The 22,494-nt window shown below is 71.7% G+C and carries 19 protein-coding genes; 14 read left to right on the top strand and 5 right to left on the bottom strand.

All coding sequences use genetic code 11. The annotated features are described in order from the left end of the window. The first annotated feature begins 50 nt into the window (after window positions 1-50). Window positions 51-2,123 carry an FUSC family protein gene (locus ABZ842_RS00415; RefSeq protein ID WP_361529133.1) on the top strand — a complete coding sequence of 691 codons (2,073 nt, stop codon included), beginning with the start codon at window positions 51-53 and terminating at the stop codon, window positions 2,121-2,123. Window positions 2,124-2,672: 549 nt separating this feature from the next. Beyond that, window positions 2,673-2,912, top strand: coding sequence for a DUF397 domain-containing protein (locus ABZ842_RS00410; protein ID WP_361529945.1), 240 nt, complete (start codon window positions 2,673-2,675; stop codon window positions 2,910-2,912). A gap of 107 nt (window positions 2,913-3,019) precedes the next feature. Here ABZ842_RS00410 and ABZ842_RS00405 read toward each other — a convergent pair whose 3' ends face one another. Continuing rightward, complete coding sequence (locus ABZ842_RS00405; RefSeq protein WP_361529130.1) at window positions 3,020-3,619, bottom strand: ATP-binding protein; 600 nt, start codon at window positions 3,617-3,619, stop codon at window positions 3,020-3,022. A gap of 360 nt (window positions 3,620-3,979) precedes the next feature. Between ABZ842_RS00405 and ABZ842_RS00400 the strand changes: the two genes are divergently transcribed. From ABZ842_RS00400 to ABZ842_RS00390, 3 genes are all read left to right on the top strand, one after another. Beyond that, window positions 3,980-4,861 carry a helix-turn-helix transcriptional regulator gene (locus ABZ842_RS00400; RefSeq protein ID WP_361529128.1) on the top strand — a complete coding sequence of 294 codons (882 nt, stop codon included), beginning with the start codon at window positions 3,980-3,982 and terminating at the stop codon, window positions 4,859-4,861. Window positions 4,862-5,231: 370 nt separating this feature from the next. Next, complete coding sequence (locus ABZ842_RS00395) at window positions 5,232-6,689, top strand: aldehyde dehydrogenase family protein (RefSeq protein WP_361529125.1); 1,458 nt, start codon at window positions 5,232-5,234, stop codon at window positions 6,687-6,689. Window positions 6,690-6,932: 243 nt separating this feature from the next. Then, window positions 6,933-7,484, top strand: coding sequence for a DinB family protein (locus tag ABZ842_RS00390; protein WP_361529122.1), 552 nt, complete (start codon window positions 6,933-6,935; stop codon window positions 7,482-7,484). 106 nt (window positions 7,485-7,590) lie between these two features. Here ABZ842_RS00390 and ABZ842_RS00385 read toward each other — a convergent pair whose 3' ends face one another. Then, window positions 7,591-8,337, bottom strand: coding sequence for a VOC family protein (locus tag ABZ842_RS00385; RefSeq protein WP_361529119.1), 747 nt, complete (start codon window positions 8,335-8,337; stop codon window positions 7,591-7,593). A gap of 97 nt (window positions 8,338-8,434) precedes the next feature. Between ABZ842_RS00385 and ABZ842_RS00380 the strand changes: the two genes are divergently transcribed. From ABZ842_RS00380 to ABZ842_RS00365, 4 genes are all read left to right on the top strand, one after another. After that, window positions 8,435-9,079 carry a PadR family transcriptional regulator gene (locus ABZ842_RS00380; RefSeq protein ID WP_361529116.1) on the top strand — a complete coding sequence of 215 codons (645 nt, stop codon included), beginning with the start codon at window positions 8,435-8,437 and terminating at the stop codon, window positions 9,077-9,079. Window positions 9,080-9,230: 151 nt separating this feature from the next. Further along, window positions 9,231-10,169: an ATP-binding cassette domain-containing protein gene (locus ABZ842_RS00375; RefSeq protein ID WP_361529113.1), complete on the top strand. Its 939-nt coding sequence runs from the start codon at window positions 9,231-9,233 to the stop codon at window positions 10,167-10,169. After that, a complete protein-coding gene (locus ABZ842_RS00370; RefSeq protein WP_361529110.1) occupies window positions 10,166-10,939 on the top strand; it encodes an ABC transporter permease in 774 nt (257 codons plus the stop codon). The genes ABZ842_RS00375 and ABZ842_RS00370 overlap by 4 nt, the downstream gene beginning before the upstream one ends. 116 nt (window positions 10,940-11,055) lie before the next feature. Then, on the top strand, window positions 11,056-11,685 hold the full coding sequence (locus tag ABZ842_RS00365) for an SMI1/KNR4 family protein (RefSeq protein WP_361529107.1): 630 nt from the start codon (window positions 11,056-11,058) through the stop codon (window positions 11,683-11,685). A gap of 43 nt (window positions 11,686-11,728) precedes the next feature. Here ABZ842_RS00365 and ABZ842_RS00360 read toward each other — a convergent pair whose 3' ends face one another. After that, a complete protein-coding gene (locus ABZ842_RS00360) occupies window positions 11,729-13,162 on the bottom strand; it encodes a glutamate decarboxylase (RefSeq protein ID WP_361529104.1) in 1,434 nt (477 codons plus the stop codon). A gap of 309 nt (window positions 13,163-13,471) precedes the next feature. Here ABZ842_RS00360 and ABZ842_RS00355 point away from each other — a divergent pair, with 309 nt between their 5' ends. Further along, entirely contained in the window at window positions 13,472-14,284 is an 813-nt protein-coding gene (locus tag ABZ842_RS00355) for a DedA family protein (RefSeq protein WP_361529101.1), read from the top strand. Window positions 14,285-14,389: 105 nt separating this feature from the next. Here ABZ842_RS00355 and ABZ842_RS00350 read toward each other — a convergent pair whose 3' ends face one another. Both ABZ842_RS00350 and ABZ842_RS00345 read right to left on the bottom strand, forming a co-directional pair. After that, on the bottom strand, window positions 14,390-16,132 hold the full coding sequence (locus ABZ842_RS00350) for a threonine/serine exporter family protein (protein ID WP_361529098.1): 1,743 nt from the start codon (window positions 16,130-16,132) through the stop codon (window positions 14,390-14,392). A gap of 275 nt (window positions 16,133-16,407) precedes the next feature. Then, window positions 16,408-16,899, bottom strand: a complete 492-nt coding sequence (locus ABZ842_RS00345) for an inorganic diphosphatase (RefSeq protein WP_361529942.1) — start codon at window positions 16,897-16,899, stop codon at window positions 16,408-16,410. Between the two features lie 210 nt (window positions 16,900-17,109). Between ABZ842_RS00345 and dacB the strand changes: the two genes are divergently transcribed. The 4 genes from dacB to hpt all read left to right on the top strand — a co-directional run bounded on the left by dacB (window position 17,110) and on the right by hpt (window position 22,300). Then, entirely contained in the window at window positions 17,110-18,525 is a 1,416-nt protein-coding gene (dacB, locus tag ABZ842_RS00340) for a D-alanyl-D-alanine carboxypeptidase/D-alanyl-D-alanine-endopeptidase (protein WP_361529095.1), read from the top strand. 629 nt (window positions 18,526-19,154) lie between these two features. Beyond that, on the top strand, window positions 19,155-20,282 hold the full coding sequence (locus tag ABZ842_RS00335; RefSeq protein ID WP_361529092.1) for a zinc-dependent metalloprotease: 1,128 nt from the start codon (window positions 19,155-19,157) through the stop codon (window positions 20,280-20,282). Window positions 20,283-20,488: 206 nt separating this feature from the next. Continuing rightward, a complete protein-coding gene (gene tilS / locus ABZ842_RS00330; RefSeq protein ID WP_361529089.1) occupies window positions 20,489-21,715 on the top strand; it encodes a tRNA lysidine(34) synthetase TilS in 1,227 nt (408 codons plus the stop codon). 45 nt (window positions 21,716-21,760) lie between these two features. Next, window positions 21,761-22,300, top strand: coding sequence for a hypoxanthine phosphoribosyltransferase (gene hpt / locus ABZ842_RS00325; RefSeq protein WP_361529939.1), 540 nt, complete (start codon window positions 21,761-21,763; stop codon window positions 22,298-22,300). The last annotated feature ends 194 nt before the right edge of the window (window positions 22,301-22,494 follow it).

The raw sequence follows: 22,494 nt of genomic DNA, 5'->3' as shown, positions 1-22,494 counted from the left end.
CGGCGCCGCCAGGGCGACCCGTACCGTATGCCCCGATATAGCCTCCCTCCATGACCTGGCTTCGCGCGCTGAAGGAGACCGCGCGCCTGGGACTCACCGTCGAACGACAGGGGCTCGAACCGCTCGTCGCGCTGCGCGGCGCGGCCGGTCTGGCGATCGTCGTCATCGGGACCCTCGCGCTCTTCGGGCCACTCGTCGCCGTCAGCTCCGCCTTCGGCGCCTTCCAGGCCGTGATCGCGACCTTCCAACGCTCCTGGCGGCCCCGGCCGGTGCTCGCGCTCGCGTCCGGCGGCAGCCTCGCCGTCTCCACCTTCGTCGGCTACCTCGCGGCCGGCCACCCCGCGCTCTTCGGCGCGCTCATCGCCGTGTGGACCTTCGGCGCCGGGCTCGGTTGGGCGCTCGGGCCCACCGTCGGCATCATCGCCTCCTCCAACGTCGCGATCATGCTGGTGACCATCACCCTGCCCACCTCCGTCGCCGCCGCGGCCGGCCACGCCGCGGTGATCGCCGCCGGCGGGCTCGTCCAGGCCGCGCTGATCCTGCTGTTCCCCGTACGCCCCTGGGGCGCGCAGCGCGACGCGCTCGCCGACGCCCTCGCCGCGGAGGCCGACTACGCGCGCCGGCTGCGCCACGACCCCGTCGCCCCGTTCGACCCGGCGCCGCTGATGCTGGCCCGCAGCGCCGCCGCGGTCAGTCCGCGCCAGGCCCGCCGCCGCCCCGCCGAACTGCACGGCACGCGCGGCATCGCCGAACGCATCCGGCCCGTACTGGCCTCACTCGCCGACCCCTGCGTCGGCGTCCCGGAGGAGGGCCCCGAACGGGCCCGGGTACGCGAACTCCTCGCCGCCGCCGCGACCGTGCTGGACGCCGCCGCCCAGGCCGTACGGCACGGCGAACCCGTACGCCTGCCCGCGCCCGCGCTCGCCGCGCTGCGCACCCCCGACACCGGCGCCGTGCTCACCGGCCCGCCGCGCCGGGCCGCGCTCCGCCTCGCCGCGCTGCTCGCGGACGTCACGGAGACCGCCCGCGGCGAGGGCACCGCCGACGGGCACCGCGCCCGCCCCTCCCTGCTGCGCCTGCTGCCGTCCGCACTGCGCACCGTCCGCGCCGAACTGCGCCGCGGCTCACCGGTGCTGCGGCACGCCGAACGCTCGGCCGCGGTCGTCGTCGCCAGCTACCTCGCCGGCGCCGCGCTGCCCCTCGGCCACGGCTACTGGGCGCCGATGACCGCGGTGATGGTGATGCGGCCGGACTTCTCCCAGACGTACGCCCGCTCCGTCGCCCGCTTCGGCGGCACGCTCGTCGGCGTCGGCCTCGCCACCGCCGTCGCGGAAGCGGCGAACCCGGGCCCCTACCAGTCCGCCGCCCTCGCCGTGGCCTGCGGTTTCGCCACCTACCTCGTCCTGCGCACCGGCTACGCCGCCGCCAACGTCGGCATCTCCGCCTACGTCGTCTTCCTGCTCCACATGGGGGGCGAGGAGGCCGGCCAGACCGTGCCCGAACGCATCGTCCTCACCCTCATCGGCGGGCTGCTGGCGATGCTGTCGTACGCCGTCTACCCGGCCTGGGAGACGCCGCGGCTGCGCAACCGCCTCGCCGACTGGCTGAAGGCGGACTGCCGGTACGTCGCCGCCGTCGTCGACCACTACGCCCGCCCCGCCGAGACGGACGAGGCGAAGCAGGACATCCGACAGGCGCTGCTGGCCGCCCGGGACGCCCGGGTGGCCTGGCAGGACGCCCTGAAGCGGGCCGCCAACGAACCCGTCCGCAGCCGCGGCCTGTCCCGAACCGCCGCGGACGCCGCCGGCGAAGCCCTGTCCCAACTGGGCCGCGGCGCCATGCTGCTGGAGGCCCACCTACCCGCCCACGAAGACGCCCCCGTCCCCGCCGCCGCGACCCTCGCACAGGCGCTGCGCCACGACGGCGAGCGCGCGGCCCGAGCGATCCGCGAACGCCGGGTGCCGCGCTGGGACGGGGTGGAGGACGCCCTGACGCAGTGGGCGGCACAGTCCCCGCCCCAACAAGAGGACGACGGCCACGACGTACTGGACACGGCGACGACGCAGATCGGCCGGGCGCTGGAGGAGTTCACGGAGGTGTTCGCGGCGGAGGCGAAGAGATAGGGGGCGTGGTTGGTGGGGCTCAGCCCAGGCTCAGCCCGTCTCTTCGGCCGACCAGCACCCGCTCGACGTGCTCGACGTGCCCGACCTGCCCGGTGTCATCGGCAGTTTGCGGCACGGGGGAGGGGTCGGCATCCGTCGGCGTACTCAGATCACCACTCCGTGTGCGGATCACATGCCGCAGTCGGAAAGCATCGGCCCGTGTCGATGCACAAGCGCTTTCCCCTGCGGCCTGAGAAGCACGCTGAGGCTGTCGTGACGGGTGTTGGTGGAATGACCACACTCGGCGGCCTCTCGTCGCGCGTCGTCGTGCTCGTCGTCGACTATTACGTGGAAACTGGAGCCTGCGGGGCTCGCTCCGCGTCTCATCCAGTGCACGGGGGCTCCACCGGCCGGCGCTTCGAGCGCCGAGCGGGACCGTTCGATGCGTAACCGAGGCAATACCCCGCGTGCACGTGCATCTGCGCGTGCGGATGCTCGCGCATTCGCACGCGAAACACAGCTATGATCCCCGACAGTTGACACATGCACCTTGTACCTCGGGAGCTACACGTGCACCACGCGTACAACGGCATGGCGGCCACGGAGCTTCCCGGGGTCGTCTGGCAGAAGAGCAGGCACAGCAACTCCCAGGGCTCCTGCGTGGAGTTCGCCAAGCTGCCCGGTGGCGGCGTGGCGGTGCGCAACTCGCGCCACCCGGAGGGGCCCGCGCTCATCTACACGCCCGCCGAGATCGAAGCGATGATCCTGGGCGTGAAGGACGGGGAGTTCGACCACCTGATGGCGGACTGACGGCGGCCCGGCCGCGTACTGACCGCCCACTCGGACAAGGAAGCGGGCCCGCTCCCCAGGGGGCGGGCCCGCTTCGGCCGGTCGGCTCGCGCCGCCGGCCCAACCGCTCAAGCCAGCCTGAAAAGCGCCCACACGACCTTGCCGTGCAGCGCTCCGGCGAGCGGATGCCATCCCCAGCTGTCACTGAACGAGTCGACCAGGAACAGCCCCCGGCCAGACTCTGCGGTGTCGCACGACTCGGGGAGCAGCGCCAGGCCCTGCGACGCCAGCCCCTGTGGCGCAGCGCCGTCCGCGCCGAAGCCGTCCGTGTCGAAGTCGTACGCGACGGTGGCGGCGTCGGTCTCGAAGTGCGCCCCCGGGCTCTTGGGGCTGGGATCGCGCACCGCGATCACCAGCCGGCCCGGCCAGCGCATCAGATGCAGCCGCACGGGTGCGTCGTACGTCTCGTACGTCTCGTGCGCGGGCTCGTCCGGCAGGGCGTGCCGCAGCGCGTTGGTGACGAGTTCGGAGACGACCAGGGCGATGTCGTCGTAGCGCTCCTGGAGTTCCCAGTCCCGCAGGGTCGCGCTGGCGAACTGCCGTGCCGCGCGCACCGCTTCGTGGCGGCCGGGCAGCGAGCAGGACGCCGAGCTGACGGCCCGTGCGGAATCAATGGGGGGAAGCCCCTGCCTTAAGGGCTTGAGCATGGTCGATCCATTCGTCCCCATGCGAGGCACTCCCCCGGGAATCGCAGCTGTGACGCTTCAACACGAACGGGCACGCTGTACGCGGGACCATGGTTCCCAATGCTTACGGCAGATGCAAGGGCAGATGCACGTGCACGTGCCTGCCGTGTCAGCTTTCATCAGGTTTCCTGCCGATATCTTCCTCTCATCTGCTCCATCGGCTTCCCAAGTGCTTCCCATTTCAGTAACCGAACGAGTACAGGGTGGAGTGTTTTGGTGGCAGAATCCCGCACTTGGGGTTAGGGCATGCTCCACGCTGTACTGAAGAACCGGAGGGCCGACACGTGCGGACGGACGCGTTGGGCGACAGGCAGAGACCGATGGAAGGGGAGGGGCGGAGTCGTGACCGCAGGCGAGTCGTGGGCGCAAGGCCCGGGTGGCGGGTCCGTGGTGCGGCGCATCTTGTTGGGTTCGCAGCTGCGGAGACTGCGCGAATCGCGAGGCATCACCCGTGAGGCGGCCGGCTATTCGATCCGCGCATCAGAGTCGAAGATCAGCCGCATGGAGTTGGGACGTGTGAGTTTCAAGGCGAGGGACGTCGAGGACCTGCTGACCCTCTACGGGGTCGCCGACGAGACCGAGCGGGAAGCGCTGCTCGCCCTGGTCAAGGAGGCCAACGTGGCGGGCTGGTGGCAGCGGTACGGCGACGTGCTGCCCGGCTGGTTTCAGACATATGTGGGACTGGAGGCCGCGGCCTCGCTGATCCGCATCTACGAGGTCCAGTTCGTCCACGGTCTGCTCCAGACCGAGTCGTACGCACACGCCGTCGTCACCCGCGGCACCCCGGACGCCCCGAAGGACGACGTCGACCGACGCGTCGCGCTGCGGCTGGAGCGGCAGAAGGTGCTCGTGTCCGAGCGCGCGCCGCATCTGCACGCGGTGCTCGACGAGGCGGCGCTGCGCCGGCCGTACGGCGACCGGGCCGTGATGCAGGGACAGTTGAAGCACCTCATCGAGATCTCGGAGATGCCGAACGTCACGCTCCAGGTGATGCCGTTCAGCTTCGGCGGGCACTCCGGCGAGAGCGGCGCGTTCACCATGCTGCGGTTCCCCGAGTCGGACGTCTCCGACATCGTCTATCTGGAGCAGCTGACCAGCGCGCTGTACCTGGACAAGCGCGAGGAGGTCGCCCAGTACGAGCGGGCGCTGCACCGACTCCAGGAGGACAGCCCGGACTCGGAGGAGAGCCGGGACGTGCTGCGCGGTCTGCTCCAGCTCACCTGATCCCCGTTCCCCGTTCCCCGTTCCCCGTTTCGCGATTCCCGTTTTCCTGCCTTCGTCTCCCGTATCCCTGATCCACGCAACCGAGCCGGTCCGGTCGTCACGGCTCGTCCGACCGTCGGCGGGTGCCCTCGCCCTCCGGCAGCGGCTTCACCGTCGACCGCTGAGCCCCGCGCCACGCCGCGGGTCGCCACCCCCCTCCTCGCATCGCCCCTCGTCACACCGCGACAGGTCTGGTCCACCACAGTTTTTATCGCCGTGGTCTACTCCAACTTGATTAAAGCGCCCGTATAGTGACGTCACATCAGCACCGCGCCGCACCGCACCAGTCATGCGCTTCCGAGGTAACTGAGGGATAAGGAATCGGATCACCATGTCCTTGTTCACCGAGCTGGCCCACCAGTACATCGACGGCGAGTGGAGGCCCGGGAGCGGTTCCTGGGACATCATCGACTTCAATCCGTTCAACGGAGAGAAGCTCGCCTCGATCCCCGTCGCCACGGCGGCCGAGGTGGACCAGGCGTATCGCGCTGCGGAGCGTGCGCAGGTGGCATGGGGCGAGAGCAATCCGTACGCCCGACGGGCGGTGTTCGAGAACGCGCTGCGCATCATCGAGGAGCGCGAGGCGGAGATCACCGAGGCGATCATCGCCGAGCTGGGCGGCACGTACATCAAGGCCGGTTTCGAGCTGCACCTGGCGAAGGAGTTCCTGCGCGAGGCCATCCAGCTCGCGCTGCGGCCGGAGGGCCGGATCCTCCCCTCGCCCGTCGACGGCAAGGAGAACCGGGTCTATCGGCTGCCAGTGGGCGTGGTCGGGGTCATCAGCCCCTTCAACTTCCCCTTCCTCCTCTCGATCAAGTCCGTCGCGCCGTCGCTCGCGCTCGGCAACGCCGTCGTCCTCAAGCCCCACCAGAACACGCCGATCTGCGGCGGTTCGCTGGTCGGCAAGGTCTTCGAGGACGCGGGCCTGCCGCCCGGGCTGCTGAACGTGGTGATCACGGACATCGCGGAGATCGGCGACGCGCTGATCGAGCACCCGGTGCCCAAGGCGATCTCCTTCACCGGCTCGGACAAGGTCGGACAGCACGTCGCCACCGTGTGCGCGGCGAACTTCAAGCGCGCGATCCTGGAGCTGGGCGGCAACAGCGCGCTGATCGTGCTCGACGACGCCGACGTGGACTACGCCGTCGACGCCGCCGTCTTCAGCCGCTTCGTCCACCAGGGGCAGGTGTGCATGGCGGCCAACCGGGTGCTGGTCGCGCGCAGCGTCGAGCAGGAGTTCACGGAGAAGTTCGTGGCCAAGGTGCGGACGCTGAAGGTGGGCGACCCGGCCGACCCCACCACCCACATCGGCCCGCTCATCAACTCCCGCCAGGCGGACGCCGTCACCGCGCTGGTGGACCAGACGCTCGCGGCCGGCGCGACCGCGCTGCTGCACGGCGGCTCGGACGGCAACCTCGTCGAGCCCTCCGTGATCACGGGCCTCGCGACGGACTCGCCGGTGCTCGGGCAGGAGATCTTCGGGCCGGTGGCGCTGATCGTGCCGTTCGACGGGGACGACGAGGCGGTGCGGATCGCCAACGACACCCCGTACGGGCTGAGCGGCGCCGTGCACACCGCGAACATCGAGCGCGGGGTGGCGCTGGCGAAGCGGATCAACACCGGCATGATCCACATCAACGACTCGACCGTGCACGACGAGCCGATCGTGCCGTTCGGCGGCGAGAAGCACTCCGGCAGCGGACGCCTCAACGGCGAGTCGATGATCGAGGCGTTCACCACCCAGAAGTGGATCTCGGTGCAGCACGGCCGGTCGCAGTTCCCCTTCTGAGCGGCGGGACGGGCTGCTTCGCGAAACTTCTGCGGGACTCCGGGCGGTGCCCGCGCCGCAGAGCAGGCGCCGCGGCAGCCTGCGACCGCCGCCGCCACCACCCGCCGGCCATTAGGCCATGTCCTGACCTAGACGGTGCATAGCGTTTGCGGTGTCGCGACGGGGGCGAAAGCCTCGTCCTTGGCTCGGCTGCCCATCTCTGCCCACCTCTGCTCATCGTCGCGTTCGGAAGGCGGACAAACCATGGTCACCCACGTTCCCGCGGAAGCTCACGGAGACGAGCGCGGTGCGCTCCTCGGTTTTGTGGAGGCCCAGCGCGGTGCGTTGCGGCGTTCCGTCATCGGTTTGAGCGAGGAGCAGGCCGCGAGTCGGCCGAGTGCGAGCGAGTTGTCGTTGTCCGGCCTGGTGAAGCACGTCGCCGGGGCCGAGCGGCACTGGCTGCGGCTGGCCCAGCAGCGGCCCGACGAGCAGGAGAGCACCCCGGAGAACTACGCCGACAGCTTCCGGCTCCTGGACGGCGAGACCGTCCCCGGCGTGCTCGCCTTCTGGGACGAGGTCGCCGCGGAGACCACCGAGTTCATCGGGTCGGTGGGCAGCCTGGACGACACCTTCCCGCTGCCCGACGCGCCGTGGTTCCCCAAGGGCGACGTGTCCATGCGCTGGCTGCTGCTGCACCTGGTGGAGGAGTTCGCCCGGCACGCCGGGCACGCCGACATCATCCGGGAGTCGCTGGACGGCAAGGGCGCGTTCGACCTGGTGGCGCTGGAGCACGGGCAGGGCGGCGAAGCCGCGTAGCCGCGCGCAGCGCCGTATGCCAACGCGGGCGAGCGGGCAGGGGGAGACCCCGCCCGCTCGCCCGCATCCGTGACGGCGTCCGTGACGGCGTCCGTGGCGGCGTCCGTCACTCGGTCAGATCGGCGAGCCTGGCCAGGGCGTCCCGCGCACTCGCCCGCTCGTCGTCCGTCAGCGCGACCCCGGCCGCCCGCGTCAGCAGCTCCGCCGCCAGCCCGGCCTCGCCCTGCCGCTGCGCGACGTCGCCCCGCAGCACCAGCAGCCGCAGCAGCTGCACCGGAGTCGGGCCGGCCTCCTCACCGTCACCCGCACCCGCACCCTCCCTGGCGCCGTCGGCCCGGTCCAGGGCCCGGTCGATGATCCGTGCGGCGCCGGGCAGGTCCTCCTTGGAGTCCGCGTACAGCTCCGCCTGGTGCAGCGCCCGGGCGTACCGCTCCTTGGGCACGGGGGAGTGGTGCTGGTCGTCGCTGATCGCCTGTCCGACGCGCAGGGAGTTCCCGGTCGGGTCGGTGACCAGGAACTGCCGCAGCCCGTAGCTCATGTCCTTCAACGGCCCGATGCGCGGCAGCCCCCGGGTCGGGATCCTGCCGTAAGCCGCCTTGAGCCCGGCCCGGAAGGCCGTGTGCAGCGCGTCCACGTCGTCCGTCAGGACGTAGGCGCCGGAGTAGGAGGCCGCCGGGTCGTACTCCTTGAGCCCGAAGAACTGGAGCTCGACGTCGCCGCGCTCGACGACGGCGTACGCGTACGGCTTGTCCTGGCGGAAGGTCGTGGTGAATCCGAGGGCGGTGTAGAAATCGACCACCGTGGGGAGGAGCGTCGCCTGACATGGGAGCAGCGGGATCGTCTTCTCGGCCATAGACTGACCCTAGTCAAAATTGAATAGATTAGTCAAAGTTGAAGAGCCTCCTGGGTGGTCCGCGACCGGCCCGAGGCTCGGGGAGAAGGTGTCCGTCATGTCAGCGATCCGCTTGCTGGTCCTCGGGGCGGTGCGTCAGCACGGACGCGCCCACGGCTACCAGGTCCGCAACGACCTGGAGTACTGGGGGGCGCACGAGTGGTCCAACGCCAAGCCCGGGTCGATCTATCACGCGCTCAAGCAGATGGCGAAGCAGGGGCTGCTGCTCGCCCACGAGGTCGCGCCCTCCACGGCCGGCGGCCCGCCCCGTACGGAGTACGAGGTCACCGACGAGGGCGCCGCGGAGTTCTTCCGGCTGCTGCGCGAGTCCCTGGTCGACTGGGGGAACCAGAGGCAGGAGTCCCTCAGTGCGGCCCTGGGCTTCATCGTCGAGTTGGAGCGCGCCGAGGCCGTGGCGCTGTTGCGCAAGCGCATCGAGACGATGGAGGGCTGGCGGTCCTCGGTGACCGACTACTACGACCCGACCAAGGGCCCCGGCCAGTTCGGGCACATCGGCGAGATCATGAACTTCTGGCTGGCCTCCGCCGACTTCGGCAAGGAGTGGACCCTCGATCTGATCGCACGCATCGAAGGCGGCGCGTACAGCTTCAAAGGTGAGGGCGAACCCTTCGTCGGGGTGCTCGGCGACGGCGAAGTGAACCCGTACGCGACGGGCGTTCCGCACGAGGGTGACGACAAGTAGTCAAGCAGCAGCAGCGGGTGGCGATCCCGGGATTTTCTCTATTCAAGTTTGACTAGAAGCCCCTCGGGTAGTTACGGTGTGCGCCGCTGGTCAAGTTTGACTACTTGGCCGGCGCGGACCGCCGCCACCTGCCGGAAGGACGTACGGACGCATGACAGGCGACGTGATCACCGTCGAGGGAGTGCGCAAGAGGTACGGGGACAAGCAGGCCCTCGACGGCCTGGACCTCGCGGTCGCCCGCGGCACCGTCCACGGCGTCCTCGGCCCCAACGGCGCGGGCAAGACCACCGCCGTCCGCATCATGTCCACCCTGCTGCGCCACGACGCGGGCACGGTGCGCGTCGCCGGCCACGACGTACGGACCGAGGCCGGCGCCGTGCGCCGCCGGATCGGGCTGCTCGGCCAGCACGCCGCGCTGGACGAGGAGTTGGGCGGCCGGCAGAACCTGGAGATGTTCGGCCGCCTGCACCACCTCGGCGCGCGCCGGGCCGGAGCGCGGGCGGACGAGCTGCTGGCGCGGTTCGGCCTCGCCGACACCGGCGCCAAGGCGGTGAAGAAGTACAGCGGCGGCATGCGCCGCCGGCTCGACCTGGCCGCGTCCCTGATCACCGACCCCGACGTGCTGTTCCTGGACGAGCCCACCACCGGGCTCGACCCGCGCGGCAGGACCGAGGTGTGGGGCGCGGTCCGCTCCCTGGTCGGCGGCGGCACGACCGTCCTGCTGACCACCCAGTACCTGGAGGAGGCCGATCAACTCGCCGACCGCATCAGCGTCGTCGACTCCGGCCGCGTGATCGCCGAGGGCACCGCCGACCAGCTCAAGGCCGAACTCGGCGGCGACCGCATCGACGTCGTCCTGCGCGACGCCGCCGACCTCGCCGTCCTCGCGGCCCTGCTGCCCTTCGACGCCGGGCTGACCCTCGACGAGGACCGCCGGCTGCTGAGCGCGCCCGTCCCCGACCGGATGGCCGCGCTCACCGAGGTCGTACGGGCCCTTGAGCGGGCGTCGCTGGAAGCCGAGGACATCACCGTCCGCCGCCCCACGCTCGACGAGGTGTTCCTGCACCTCACCAAGGAGGCCACCGCATGACGTCGACGTTCCTGACCGACTCCTGGACCATGACCAGGCGCGAGCTCGCCCGCTGGGCCCGGATGCCGTGGCAGGTGGCGATCGCGCTCGTCTTCCCGGTGATGATGCTCTTCATCTTCGCCTACCTCATGGGCGGCGGACGGGGCGTCCAGGGGGACTACCTCACGTATCTGATGCCCGGGATCCTCGCCCTGACCGTCGCCTTCGGGCTCGAATCGACGATGACGAACGTCACGCAGGACCTCAACAAGGGCGTCATCGACCGGTTCCGCTCGCTGCCGATGGCCGACTCCGCGGTCCTGGTCGGCCGCAGCCTCGCCGACATGCTGGAGTCGACGGTGTCGCTGCTGCTTCTGGCGGGCATCGGGTTCGCGCTCGGCTGGCGCTGGGACGGGAGCGGGCCGGCGTTCGTCGCCGGCTTCGCACTGCTCCTGCTGATGCGGTTCGCGATGCTGTGGATCGGCATCCACCTGGCGATGGTGGCGGGGCGCCCGGAGCTGATCCAGGCGGTCCAGATCCTCGTCTGGCCGGTCAGCTTCCTGTCCACCGCCTTCGCCTCGCCCGACTCGATGCCCGGCTGGCTCGGCGCGGTCGTGGAGTGGAACCCGCTGTCCGCGACCGCGAACGCCATGCGCGACCTGGGCGGACTGCCCGTCGGAGGCTCCTGGCCCGCGGAACACGCGGTGCTGCTCGCGGTCGGCTGGCCGCTGGTGCTGCTGGCGGTCTTCTTCCCGCTGGCCGTCGGCCGGTTCCGGAAGCTCAGCCGGTAGCCGGGGAGCCGTTGCCCACGGCCGGCCGGGAAGCCCCGACCCCCGGATACGCTGGACCGGTCCGGACCCCCCGACCGAGGGGCCGGCGCATTCCGGGGGAACGGGGAGCCGAGAGCGTGGAAGAGCTGGTGGGGGCGGTCGTACGGGCCGCCGGATGGGTCGGCCGCGGGGCCGTCGAACTCGTCGAGTGGCTGGACCTGTTCGAGGGCGACGACGAGAAGGACGAGCCCCGCAAGCGGCGCGACCGCAAGCCCCAACGCCTGCTCACCGAGGACGAGGTCCGGGCGGCCGAGGCGGAGCACGGCGTCACCTTCCCCGCCGAGTACCGCGCGTACCTGCTCCACCCCCTGCCCGTGGGCCCCGTCAACGCACTGGAGCGCACCGCGGGCCGCTGGCGCTGGGACGACGCCGACAAGACCCGGTACGGGCTGCTGGACGTCGACTTCCCGCACCCCGACACCTACCCGAATCCGGCCGAGACTGGCGCCGACGCCGGCGCCGACGCCGAGACCGAGGCGTTCGAGCACCGGCGGACGGCCGGCGCGGTGGTGCTCAGGGACGAGGGGTACGGACTGGCGACGCTGCTGGTGGTCACCGGAGCGGAACGGGGCACCATGTGGCTCGACGCCCGGAAGATCGGCGGGACCATCCTCCCGCTGGAGCGGGACGGCGGACCCGTCGGATTCGACCGCTGGTTGACGGAACTGGTGGCGGCGGGCACCCCCGAGGACGGCCCTGAGGAGTGACGGGCACCCTGACCCGTAGCCCGTAGCCCGTAGCCCGTACGGCTCAGTGGTGGAAGGCCGTCGCCTTCGTCGCGTCGTCCGTCAGCGGGCCCGACTGCCGCCGCAGCTCCGGCAGCAGCCGGTCCAGGTCCTCCACCAGCAGCTCCGCGAGGTCCGCGGAGAAGCCGTTGCGGCACACCAGCCGCAGCACGGCCAGGTCCTCGCGGTTCTTAGGGAAGGTGTACGCCGGCACCAGCCAGCCCTGCTCCCGCAGCCGCCGCGACACGTCGAAGACGTCGAACGCCCGCACGTCCGGCGCCGTCGTCACCGCGAACACCGGCAGCTCGTCCCCCTTCGTCAACAGCCGGAAGTCGTCGTACTCCCCGAACTTCCGTGCCAGGCCCGTCGCGATGTCCCGCGCCGACTGCTGCACCGCCCGGTAGCCGTCCCGCCCCAGCCGCAGGAACGTGTAGTACTGCGCGACGACCTGCGCGCCCGGCCGGGAGAAGTTGAGGGCGAACGTCGGCAGGTCGCCGCCCAGGTAGTTCACCCGGAAGACCAGCTCGTCCGGCAACTCGGCCGCCGACCGCCACAGCGCCCACCCCACCCCCGGGTACACCAGGCCGTACTTGTGCCCGGACGTGTTGATCGACGAGACGCGGGGCAGCCGGAAGTCCCACATCAGGTCCTCGTCGAGGAAGGGTGCGACCATCGCCCCCGAAGCGCCGTCGACGTGCACCGGGACGTCCAGTCCCGTGCGCTCCTGGAGCGCGTCCAGCGCCGCGCACACCTCGGCGACCGGCTCGTACGACCCGTCGAAGGTGGAGCCGAGCACGGCGACGACGCCGATGGTGTTCTCGTCGCACAGGTCCGCCGCGGCCTGCGGATCGAGGTGGAAACGGTCGCCCTCCATGGGCACCAGCCGAGGTTCCACTTCCCAGAAGTTGCAGAACTTGTCCCAACAGACCTGCACGTTGATGCCCATGACGAGATTGGGACGGGCGGTCGCCGGATAGCGATCGGGGTTCCGCTTCGCCCAGCGGCGCTTGAGCGCCATGCCGGCCAGCATGCACGCCTCACTCGATCCGGTGGTCGAACAGCCCACCGCGGCGGCCGGGGCCGGCGCGTGCCACAGGTCCGCGAGCATCGCCACGCAGCGGCGCTCCAACTCGGCCGTACGCGGGTACTCGTCCTTGTCGATCATGTTCTTGTCGCGGCATTCGCCCATCAGGACGCCCGCCTGGGGCTCCATCCAGGTGGTGACGAAGGTGGCGAGGTTCAGCCGTGAGTTGCCGTCGAGCAGCAGTTCGTCGTGGACGAGCTGGTACGCGGTCATCGGCGGCAGCGGCCCGTCCGGCAGCCGTTGCGTGGGCGGCGCCTCCTGCATTCCGCTGACCGGGTTGGCCTCCCCGTAGAAGGGGTTCATCGACAGCCTGCGCCGCTCGCGCTCGCGCGGTTCGTCCCGGTCCGTGGGGTCCGCGCCCTTGTGGAGTGGCATTCGCCGTCGCCGCCTTCCGCGTCCGTGCCGGGGTGGGGCCGGGCCGCGCCCGTCGCCGTGTGCCCAGGCTCGTACGGGCCGCAGCACCCCGCAACGCGAGCGCCGCGCGTCCGTGCCCGTCCGTAAGCGTCCACACGCGTCGTCCGTACGTACCAGTGCCGTCACAGCGCGGCCGGCGGAGGGCGGGAAGACCCGGCTCGGCGCCGATGCGTTGATAGCTTTGGAAGACGGCCGGTCGACCGCACCGCCCCCTCGACCGCAGGCCGTTCGACTCCGTCCGTTCCCACCTCTCACAGGAGCCCGGACCTCGTGACTACCCTTGCGCTCGGACCGAGCTGGCTCGACCCGGACCATCTGATCGGCACCTTCGGCCTGATCGGCGTCCTGGTCATCGTCTTCGCCGAGTCCGGCCTCCTCATCGGCTTCTTCCTGCCGGGTGACTCGCTGCTCTTCACCACCGGCCTGCTGGTGACCAGCGGCAAGCTGGACACCCTGCCCCTGTGGGCGGTGTGCGTGCTGATCGTCCTGGCGGCGATCGCGGGCGACCAGGTCGGCTACCTGTTCGGGCGCAAGGTCGGGCCCGCGCTCTTCAAGAAGCCGGACTCCCGGTTCTTCAAGCAGGAGAACGTGGAGAAGGCGCACGTCTTCTTCGAGAAGTACGGGCCCAAGTCGCTGGTGCTGGCGCGCTTCGTGCCCATCGTGCGGACGTTCACCCCGATCATCGCCGGGGTCAGCCGGATGAACTACCGCTCGTTCATCACGTACAACATCGTCGGCGGCGTCCTGTGGGGCGCGGGCGTCACCCTGCTGGGCGCGGCCCTCGGGAACGTGGAGTTCGTCCACAAGAACATCGAGGCGATCCTGATCCTGATCGTGCTGCTCTCGGTGCTGCCGATCGTGATCGAGCTGCTGCGGGCCCGTTCGCAGGCGAAGAAGCAGCAGGGGCGCACGGACGGCGGCGGGGGCGACGGGCCGGGCGCGGCGCTCCAGGGGCTTCCGGAACACCCGGGACACCCGGAACACCCGGGACATCCGGACGAGGGGCGGGCGGCGGCGCAGCTCGACGCCGGGTCCGCGGCGGCCGACGGGCAGGACCCGCGCGGGCGGCACGCCAAGCGCTGAGCCCCGCCGGCTGAACCGATTGACGTACGCAACGGCGAAGGAGCCGCGTCCCGTGTGGACGCGGCTCCTTCGCCGTTCGGGTTGCCAGGTCGCCCGGTCGCCGGGTCAGAAGCCGCGGGTGCGCTTCGCCGCCTTGCGCCGCAGCGCCGGCCCCGGCAGCCCGCCCACGACCGGCGGCACCCGCAGGAACAGCCGGGACAGCTCGCTCCCCAGGTTCACCCCGATCGCGATCGCCAGCGCCAGCGCCGCCGCCTTAGACAGCGACGCCAGACCGGCGTTCAGCTCGCCCCGGGAGATCGACAGCAGCGCGAAGTACGTGGCGCTACCGGGCAGCAGCGGGCCGATCGCGGCCGTGATGTACGGCAGGGCCGACCGGTGCTGCGCCCGCGCCAGCATCTGCCCGAACAGGCCCACAAGCCCGGCCGCGACCGCCGTCGCCGCCACCGCCGGGATGTCCGCGGTGAGCGCCAGCGCCCCGTACACCGACCAGCCGATGCCGCCGTTCAAGGTGACCAGCAGCACCGTGTCCCGGTCCTGCTGGAGCAGTACGGCGAAGCAGAGCGAGAGCCCCATCGCCGCAAGCAACTGCACCTCCGGGCGCTCCACGGTGTGCAGCGCGGTCTCCGGCGTCAGCGCAGCGCCCAGCGCGATCCCCAGGTAGAGCACGCTCAGCACGCCGGTGACGATCCCGACGACCAGATAGCCCACTTCCAGCAGCCGGGCGGCGGCGGTGATGTAGAAGCCGGTGAGGCCGTCCTGCACGCCGGCGACCAGCGCCCGCCCGGGGATCAGCGCGAACAGGCCACCGGTGATGACGGCGGAGGCGCGCACGTCCAGCGGGGACAGCGACAGCCCCACGCCCATGGCCGCGGGCGGCATCGCCGCCGCCACGAACTGGTAGAACTCCGGCAGTCCGCGGCCGGCGCACAGCCACGCCAGCCGGTCGCCGGCCATCGCCCCGATCGCCGCGGCCAGGAACACCAGGTAGTCACCGCCGACCAGTACGGAAGCGGAGCCGGCGAGCAGCCCGCCCGCGACGGTCAGCGCCCAGGTGGGGAAGGGGTGCCGATTGCGTCGGATCTCCGCGAGCCTGCGGTACGCCTCCTCCAGCGTGATCTCGGTCTCCGGCGAGCTGATGTCGTGCACCAGCCGGAACACCGCGGCCAGTCGGGTGTAGTCGGTGCCCCGGCGGCGCACGGTCCGGTTGGCCGTCACCGGGTCGTCCACCAGGGACGGCTGGTACGTGATCGACAGCAGTGTGAAGGTGACCGTCGGCTCGCAGCGGTCCAGGCCGTACGAGCGGGAGATCGCGAACATCGCGGCCTCCACGTCCTCGGCGCCCTCGCCGCCCGCGAGCAGCAGCTCGCCGATGCGCAGGGTCAGGTCCAGCACGCGCGGCACGGCCGGGCCGGTGTCGTCGTGCCGCTGCACGACCTCCGGCACGGGCCGCTCGCCGACCGGCATGCGCAGCATCGTGCGCATCCGGTCCTGCCAGGGCGCGTCCTTGGTCAGCTTGATCTGCGGCAGGCCCTCGGCGGGGGTGAAGGCGACCGGCGACTCGCGGGCCCGGTAGGTCGACGGAGTGGCGAAGGCGGAGCCCTCCTGCTCCGGAGGGGCCGGCTCGGCGACGCCGTCGGGGACGGCGAACTCCGACGTCGACTGGTCCTCCTCGACGGCGTCGGGCGGTGCGATGCCGTCGGGGACGGCGAACTCGGAGGAGGGGTGCTCGTCCGCGGGCACGTCGGGGCGCGGGCCGGACGGGCGCAGCTCGTATCCGCTGCGTGCCTCGTCCGAGCGGGGCTTCGCGTCCTGCGGCTCGGGCTCCTCGGGCCCTTCCTCCGCCACCATCTCCTGCTCGCTCCTCTGCCGTCTTGTTGTCGGTGTCCCATCAGATTGGTGACTCGATCAGTATGTGCGGCGACGCGCGTGCGTACGACTTCGTGTCCGCGTCTGCCCCGAGGGCGCCCGCGGAACACCTACGGCGGAGGAAGCCGGCCGGAACGCACTGCGAACGCGCGGCGGCCGGAACGCACTGCGGCCGGAACGTACTGCGGCCGGAACGCACTGCGGGCGGGACACCCGGTGGGTGTCCCGCCCGCAGCACGGTGCGAAGGCGTGAAGCCTCAGTGGCTGCCGTGCGCCTCGAAGCGCTTGTAGGACGCCTCGATCTCGGCCTCCGCCTCGGTGCGGCCGACCCAGTCCGCACCCTCGACGGACTTGCCGGGCTCCAGGTCCTTGTAGACCTCGAAGAAGTGCTGGATCTCCAGGCGGTCGAACTCCGAGACGTGGTGGATGTCGCGCAGGTGCTCCACGCGCGGGTCCGACGCCGGAACGCAGAGCAGCTTGTCGTCGCCGCCCGCCTCGTCCGTCATCCGGAACATGCCGATGGCACGGCACTTGATCAGGCAGCCGGGGAAGGTCGGCTCGTCCAGAATGACCAGGGCGTCCAGCGGGTCGCCGTCCTCGCCCAGGGTGTTCTCGACGAAGCCGTAGTCGGCCGGGTAGCTGGTCGAGGTGAAGAGTCGACGGTCCAGACGGATCCGACCAGTCTCGTGGTCCACCTCGTACTTGTTCCGCGACCCCTTCGGGATCTCGATGGTGACGTCGAACTCCACGGGTGGCTCCTCCAAGATCAACACATACGGCAGGTACGTCAGGGTCATGCTGTGCCGAGCTGTGTCCCACCGTGGCTATCTGGGGTACCCCGGACCCCCGGGCGGTGGGCAATCGCCTCCGATCGGGGTGCCATGCTCGCGGCAAGACGCAGTTCTGGTGATTAAGTGTCCCTCACGCACGTGTGTGATCGCGAAAGGGGCTGGTGCCGGGTGCGACAGCTCGGAACCTGGCAGCTCACGGCGGGTGCCGCCGTCCTGGGTCTGGCCCTCGCCGCCGGCGCCGTCACCGCGGCCGGCCCGTGGGACTCCGGACAGCGCTCCGCCGAACGCACCTGGGCCGCGGACGCCGACCGGGGCGAGCCCGCCGGCCGGCGCGGGGGAGCCGACCGGGGGCCCGCGCCGGCGCCGAGCGCCCCCGCAGTGCTCTCCGCGCTGGGTACGGCTCCGGACGACGCGGCCGGCCGGGGCGAGGTCGGCGGCGGCGCGCCCGACACCCTCGCCCGCGCACTCGACCCGCTGCTGCGCGCCCCCGGCCTCGGGAAGCTGCCCGCCGCGTCCGTCGTGGACGTGGCGACCGGGCGGGAGTTGTACGGCGCGGAGGCGACCCGCTCCGTGGTCCCCGCCTCCACCGTCAAGATCGCCACCGCGGCGGCGGCGCTCTCCGCGCTCGGCCCGTACCACCGCGTCCCCACCACCGTCGTCGCCTCCGAGGACGCCCGCACCCTCACCCTCGTCGGCGGCGGCGACGCCACGCTCGACCGCGCCCGGCTGGGCACCCTCGCCGACCGCACCGCGTCCGACCTGCGATCCCGCAAGGTCACCTCGGTGCGCCTGGGCTACGACACCTCCCGCTACCGCGGGCCCGACCTCCACCCCATCGGAGTGAACGGCAACATCGCCAAGGTCACCCCGCTCATGGTCGACCAGGGCCGGGTCGACCCGAAGTCCACCGGCTCCGCGGAGCGCGTCGCGGACCCCGCGGGCGAGGCGGCCGGCGCGTTCGCCGCGCTGCTGCGGGACAGGGGCGTACGGGTCGAGGGCGCGCCGGCGCACGAGCGCCCGCCCGCCGGCGCGAAGCCGCTCACCACGGTGCTGTCCGCGCCGCTGTCCGCGGTCGTCGAGCGCATGCTGACCAACAGCGACAACGACATCGCAGAGTCGCTCGCCCGGCACACCGCGGTCGCCCTGGGCGAGGAGGCGAGCTTCGCGGGCGCGGGGCGGGCGGTGCAGAAGCAACTCGCCGTGCTGAAGGTCCCGCTGGCCGGCGCGCACTTCGCGGACGGCAGCGGGCTGGACCGCGCGGGCAGGGTCACCGCGCGCCTGCTCACGTCCCTCCTCACCCGCGCCGCGGAACCCGCCCGCCCGGGCCTGCGCCCCGTCCTCACCGGACTGCCGGTCGCCGGCTTCACCGGCACGCTGGAGTCCCGGTACCGGGGCGGCGATTCCCCCGCGACGGGCGTCGTGCGCGCGAAGACGGGCACGCTGACGGGCGTGAACGCCCTCTCGGGCACGGCGGTCACCCCCACCGGTCGGGTCCTCGCCTTCGCCTTCCTGGCGTCGGAAACCCCTTCCCCCACGGAAGCCCAACGCGCCCTCGACGCCCTGGCGACGTCCTTGACGACGTAGCCGCCACTTCCTCGCGAGAGCGCTGCCCCACCGGGTCGCAGGGGGCCTGGGGGACCCCCAGCACCCCTGACATGCCCGCCGTACCCCTGCGGAGCGTCGGTCTCCACCGGCCGGTGGTGGGCTTGTCGCGCAGTTCCCCGCGCCCCTAACCCCCTGTTCGTCTGCGGGCCGCGGAGGGTTGTTCGCGCAGTTCCGCCCCCTATGCCCAGAGGGCATGGGGGCCCCAGCGCCTCTGTTTCGCTCACCTTGTCACCCACCTGCGGGGCAGAGGGTTTCAGGGGCGCGGGGAACTGCGCGGGCAACCCACCACCGGCCGGTGGAGATCAATGGGCCCGCAGGGGCAGACGGGGGTGTCTGGGGGAGCGAGAACCATGCACGGTCTGCAGACGGACGGGGGTTTCAGGGGCGCGGGGAACTGCGCGGGCAACCCACCACCGGCCGGTGGAGACCAACGGGCCCGCAGGGCTACGGCGGGTACGTCAGGGAGCCCGGGGCCAAGCGCGGGGAACTGCGCGACAAGCTCACCACCAGGTCGCAGGGGGCAACGCTCCCGCGGGGAAACGGCGGATGCGTCCAGGCCCGAGGGGCGAGGTCACCCGCTGCACGCGGGCACCACGTACCGTTGACGCATGACGAGCATCGGTGGAGCCGAGATGGTCGACTGGAACCTCGCCGTCGCGACCGCGACCCGCTTCGTGCGGCCCGGCCCCGACGTGAGCAAGGACGAGGCCCGCGCGGTCGTCGCCGAGCTGCGGCGGCACGCCAAGGCGTCCGAGGAGCACGTCCGGGGCTTCACCCGGATGATCCCCGACGGGCACGAACCCGAGGACACCCCCGTCCTCGTCGTGGACCGCGCCGGCTGGATCCGCGCGAACGTCGCCGGCTTCCGCCAGCTGCTCAAGCCGCTGCTGGAGAAGATGCAGGACCGCCGCCCCGGCGGCCCCACCGGCGCCGTCCTCGGCGCCGTCGGCGGCAAGGTGACCGGCGTCGAACTCGGCATGCTGCTGTCGTTCCTCGCCTCGCGCGTGCTCGGCCAGTACGAGACCTTCGCCCCGCCCACCCGCGAGCTGCCCGCCGGCAACGGCGGCGGACGCCTGCTGCTCGTCGCGCCCAACATCGTCCACGTCGAGCGCGAGCTGGACGTCGACCCGCACGACTTCCGCCTCTGGGTCAGCCTCCACGAGGAGACCCACCGCACCCAGTTCACCGGAGTGCCGTGGCTGCGGGACCACCTCGAAGGCGAGATCCAGGAGTTCCTCGACCAGACCGAGGTCGACCCCATGACCGTCCTGGAGCGGCTGCGCGAGGCCGCCCAGTCGCTGTCCGGGGCCCGCCCGGAGGGCGAGGAGAACGAGAGCGGCAATTCCCTCGTCGAACTGGTGCAGACGCCCGCACAGCGCGAGATCCTGGGCCGGCTCACCGCCGTGATGTCCCTCCTGGAGGGCCACGCGGACTTCGTCATGGACGGCGTCGGCCCCGCCGTCGTACCGTCCGTCACCGAGATCCGGGAGAAGTTCCAGCAGCGCCGGGCCCGCGGCGCGAGCAGACTGGACCTGGCGCTGCGCAAGCTGCTGGGCCTGGACGCCAAGCTGCGGCAGTACCGCGACGGCGAGCGCTTCGTGCGCGCCGTCGTCGAGGAGGTCGGCATGGACGGCTTCAACCGCGTCTGGACGTCCCCGAACACCCTCCCCACCAAGGCGGAGATCGCCAAACCGGCGGACTGGGTGGCGCGGGTGCACCGCAGGGCGGAACCGTGAGCATTCGGGGGGCGTACGCCGTCCAGGTGGGCGGGAGGCGCCCCCCTGGACGGCACAGCATCACCCGTCCGAGGGACCGTAGGCGTCGGGATAGGCGTGCAATGCTCGGGGAACGGCTCGCTTCTGTCACCATCGACGCACTCTGAGTGACGACGCCCGAGCCACGCAGAGGCCACTAAAAGAACCTCTCCACGAAGGGCACCGACATGGGTCCCCATCCTTCGGTTGCGGCGATACGCCTGGCGGTCCGCCGCGTCCTGAACGACCTCCTGACCGAGTACGCCGAACTCGCCGACCACGCGGCCTCCGCCGCGCAGACCGGACAACCGGCAGTACCCGCCGGCCGCCCCGAGGCCGGCCTCCCCGAACGGGCAGTGCGCCCGGGCCGGACCGCCCCCGCCGCCCGACTCCGCGACGCGAACGCCGCGAGCGCCACCAGCGCCGCCCCCGCCCCGCCCCGCCCCGCCACCGCCTTCATCCCCTCCGCCGCGCGCCACACCGGCGGCCACCACACCGCGCGAGTCCCCCTCGTCCTCGTCGCCTGCTCCGGCGGCGCCGACTCCATGGCCCTCGCCTCGGCCCTCGCCTTCGAGGCCCCCAAACTCAACGTCCGCGCCGGCGGCATCACCGTCGACCACGGCCTCCAGGACGGCTCCGACCTGCGCGCCGCCGAGGTCGCCGGCCGGCTCGCCGCGATGGGGCTCGACCCCGTCGAGGCCGTCTCCGTGAGCGTCGGCCGCGACGGCGGACCCGAGGCCGCGGCCCGCGACGCCCGCTACGCCGCGCTCGACGCCGCCGCCGAACGGCACGGCGCCGTCGCCGTCCTGCTCGGCCACACCCGCGACGACCAGGCCGAGACCGTGCTGCTGGGGCTCGCCCGCGGCTCCGGGATCCGCTCGCTGTCCGGCATGGCCGCCGTCTCCGGCGCCCACCGCCGCTACCGCCGCCCCTTCCTGGAGATCGACCGGCAGACCGCCCGCAAGGCGTGCATGGTCCAGGCACTGCCCGTATGGGACGACCCGCACAACGCCGACCCCGCGTACACCCGCTCCCGACTGCGCCACGAGGGCCTGCCCGCCCTGGAGAAGGCGCTGGGCAAGGGCGTCGTGGAGGCCCTGGCGCGCACGGCACAGCTCTCCCGGGACGACGCCGACGCCCTCGACGCCTGGGCCGCCGACGCGGACGCCGCCGTACGCGACGAATCCGGGGAGCTGGAGTGCGCCAAGCTCCACGCGCTGCCGCCCGCGGTGCGCCGCCGCGTGCTGCGACGGGCCGTGATCGACGCCGGCTCGCCCGCCGGGTCGCTCTTCGCCCGCCACGTCGAGGAGGTCGACCGGCTGATCACCGGCTGGCGCGGCCAGGGAGCCATCAATCTGCCGGGCCGCGTCGAGGCGCGGCGGCAGAGTGGCAGACTTGTCATTCGGCAAGCCTGACCCGGGCCCCCGGCGAGAGAAAGCGACCGCGTGAACGAGAAGGACATGGGCACCGACCTTGAGTCGGTGCTCATCACCAAGGAAGAGATCGACGCGAAGCTGGCGGAGCTGGCCGCGAAGATCGACGCGGAGTACGCGGGCAAGGACCTGCTGCTCGTCGGGGTCCTCAAGGGTGCCGTCATGGTGATGGCGGACCTGGCGCGCGCCCTGTCCAACCCCGTCACGATGGACTGGATGGCCGTCTCGTCGTACGGCGCGGGCACCCAGTCCTCCGGCGTCGTGCGGATCCTCAAGGACCTGGACACCGACATCAAGGGCCGGCACGTCCTGATCGTCGAGGACATCATCGACTCCGGACTGACCCTGTCCTGGCTGCTGTCCAACCTGGGGTCGCGCGAGCCGGCGTCCATCGAGGTGTGCACCCTGCTGCGTAAGCCGGATGCCGCAAAGGTCTCGATCGACGTGAAGTGGATCGGCTTCGACATCCCGAACGAGTTCGTCGTCGGCTACGGCCTGGACTACGCGGAGAAGTACCGCAACCTCCCCTTCGTGGGGACGCTCGCGCCGCACGTCTACGGCGGCTGACCCCGCCGGGGGCGACCCGGGTTCGAGGCGGGGAACCAAGCGGGCCCTCCCCCCGTTGATGCATGGGAGGACAGGTTTGTCGACCGTACCGTTCGGTCACGGTTGTCGAGCTGAGGTACCGTCCGAAGAACAGTCTTTTCTCACAGCAGCATTTACCTACGGGCAGGAGGAACGGGGCGAATCCGCCCCGTATG

It is taken from the genome of Streptomyces sp. NPDC047315 (genome assembly GCF_040643215.1).
GTDB lineage: Bacteria > Actinomycetota > Actinomycetes > Streptomycetales > Streptomycetaceae > Streptomyces.
This window is presented reverse-complemented; position numbering and strand designations above follow the sequence as displayed.

Excerpts from the sequence above, each read along its gene's own strand:
- ABZ842_RS00405 (WP_361529130.1), bottom strand. The coding sequence starts at position 3,619 with ATGGGGACGAATGGATCGACCATGCTCAAGCCCTTAAGGCAGGGGCTT.
- ABZ842_RS00375 (WP_361529113.1), top strand. The coding sequence starts at position 9,231 with ATGACAGGCGACGTGATCACCGTCGAGGGAGTGCGCAAGAGGTACGGG.
- ABZ842_RS00415 (WP_361529133.1), top strand. The coding sequence starts at position 51 with ATGACCTGGCTTCGCGCGCTGAAGGAGACCGCGCGCCTGGGACTCACC.
- ABZ842_RS00380 (WP_361529116.1), top strand. The coding sequence starts at position 8,435 with ATGTCAGCGATCCGCTTGCTGGTCCTCGGGGCGGTGCGTCAGCACGGA.
- ABZ842_RS00360 (WP_361529104.1), bottom strand. The coding sequence starts at position 13,162 with ATGCCACTCCACAAGGGCGCGGACCCCACGGACCGGGACGAACCGCGC.
- tilS (WP_361529089.1), top strand. The coding sequence starts at position 20,489 with ATGGGTCCCCATCCTTCGGTTGCGGCGATACGCCTGGCGGTCCGCCGC.
- ABZ842_RS00385 (WP_361529119.1), bottom strand. The coding sequence starts at position 8,337 with ATGGCCGAGAAGACGATCCCGCTGCTCCCATGTCAGGCGACGCTCCTC.
- ABZ842_RS00370 (WP_361529110.1), top strand. The coding sequence starts at position 10,166 with ATGACGTCGACGTTCCTGACCGACTCCTGGACCATGACCAGGCGCGAG.
- ABZ842_RS00335 (WP_361529092.1), top strand. The coding sequence starts at position 19,155 with ATGACGAGCATCGGTGGAGCCGAGATGGTCGACTGGAACCTCGCCGTC.
- hpt (WP_361529939.1), top strand. The coding sequence starts at position 21,761 with ATGGGCACCGACCTTGAGTCGGTGCTCATCACCAAGGAAGAGATCGAC.
- ABZ842_RS00350 (WP_361529098.1), bottom strand. The coding sequence starts at position 16,132 with ATGGTGGCGGAGGAAGGGCCCGAGGAGCCCGAGCCGCAGGACGCGAAG.
- ABZ842_RS00395 (WP_361529125.1), top strand. The coding sequence starts at position 5,232 with ATGTCCTTGTTCACCGAGCTGGCCCACCAGTACATCGACGGCGAGTGG.
- ABZ842_RS00390 (WP_361529122.1), top strand. The coding sequence starts at position 6,933 with ATGGTCACCCACGTTCCCGCGGAAGCTCACGGAGACGAGCGCGGTGCG.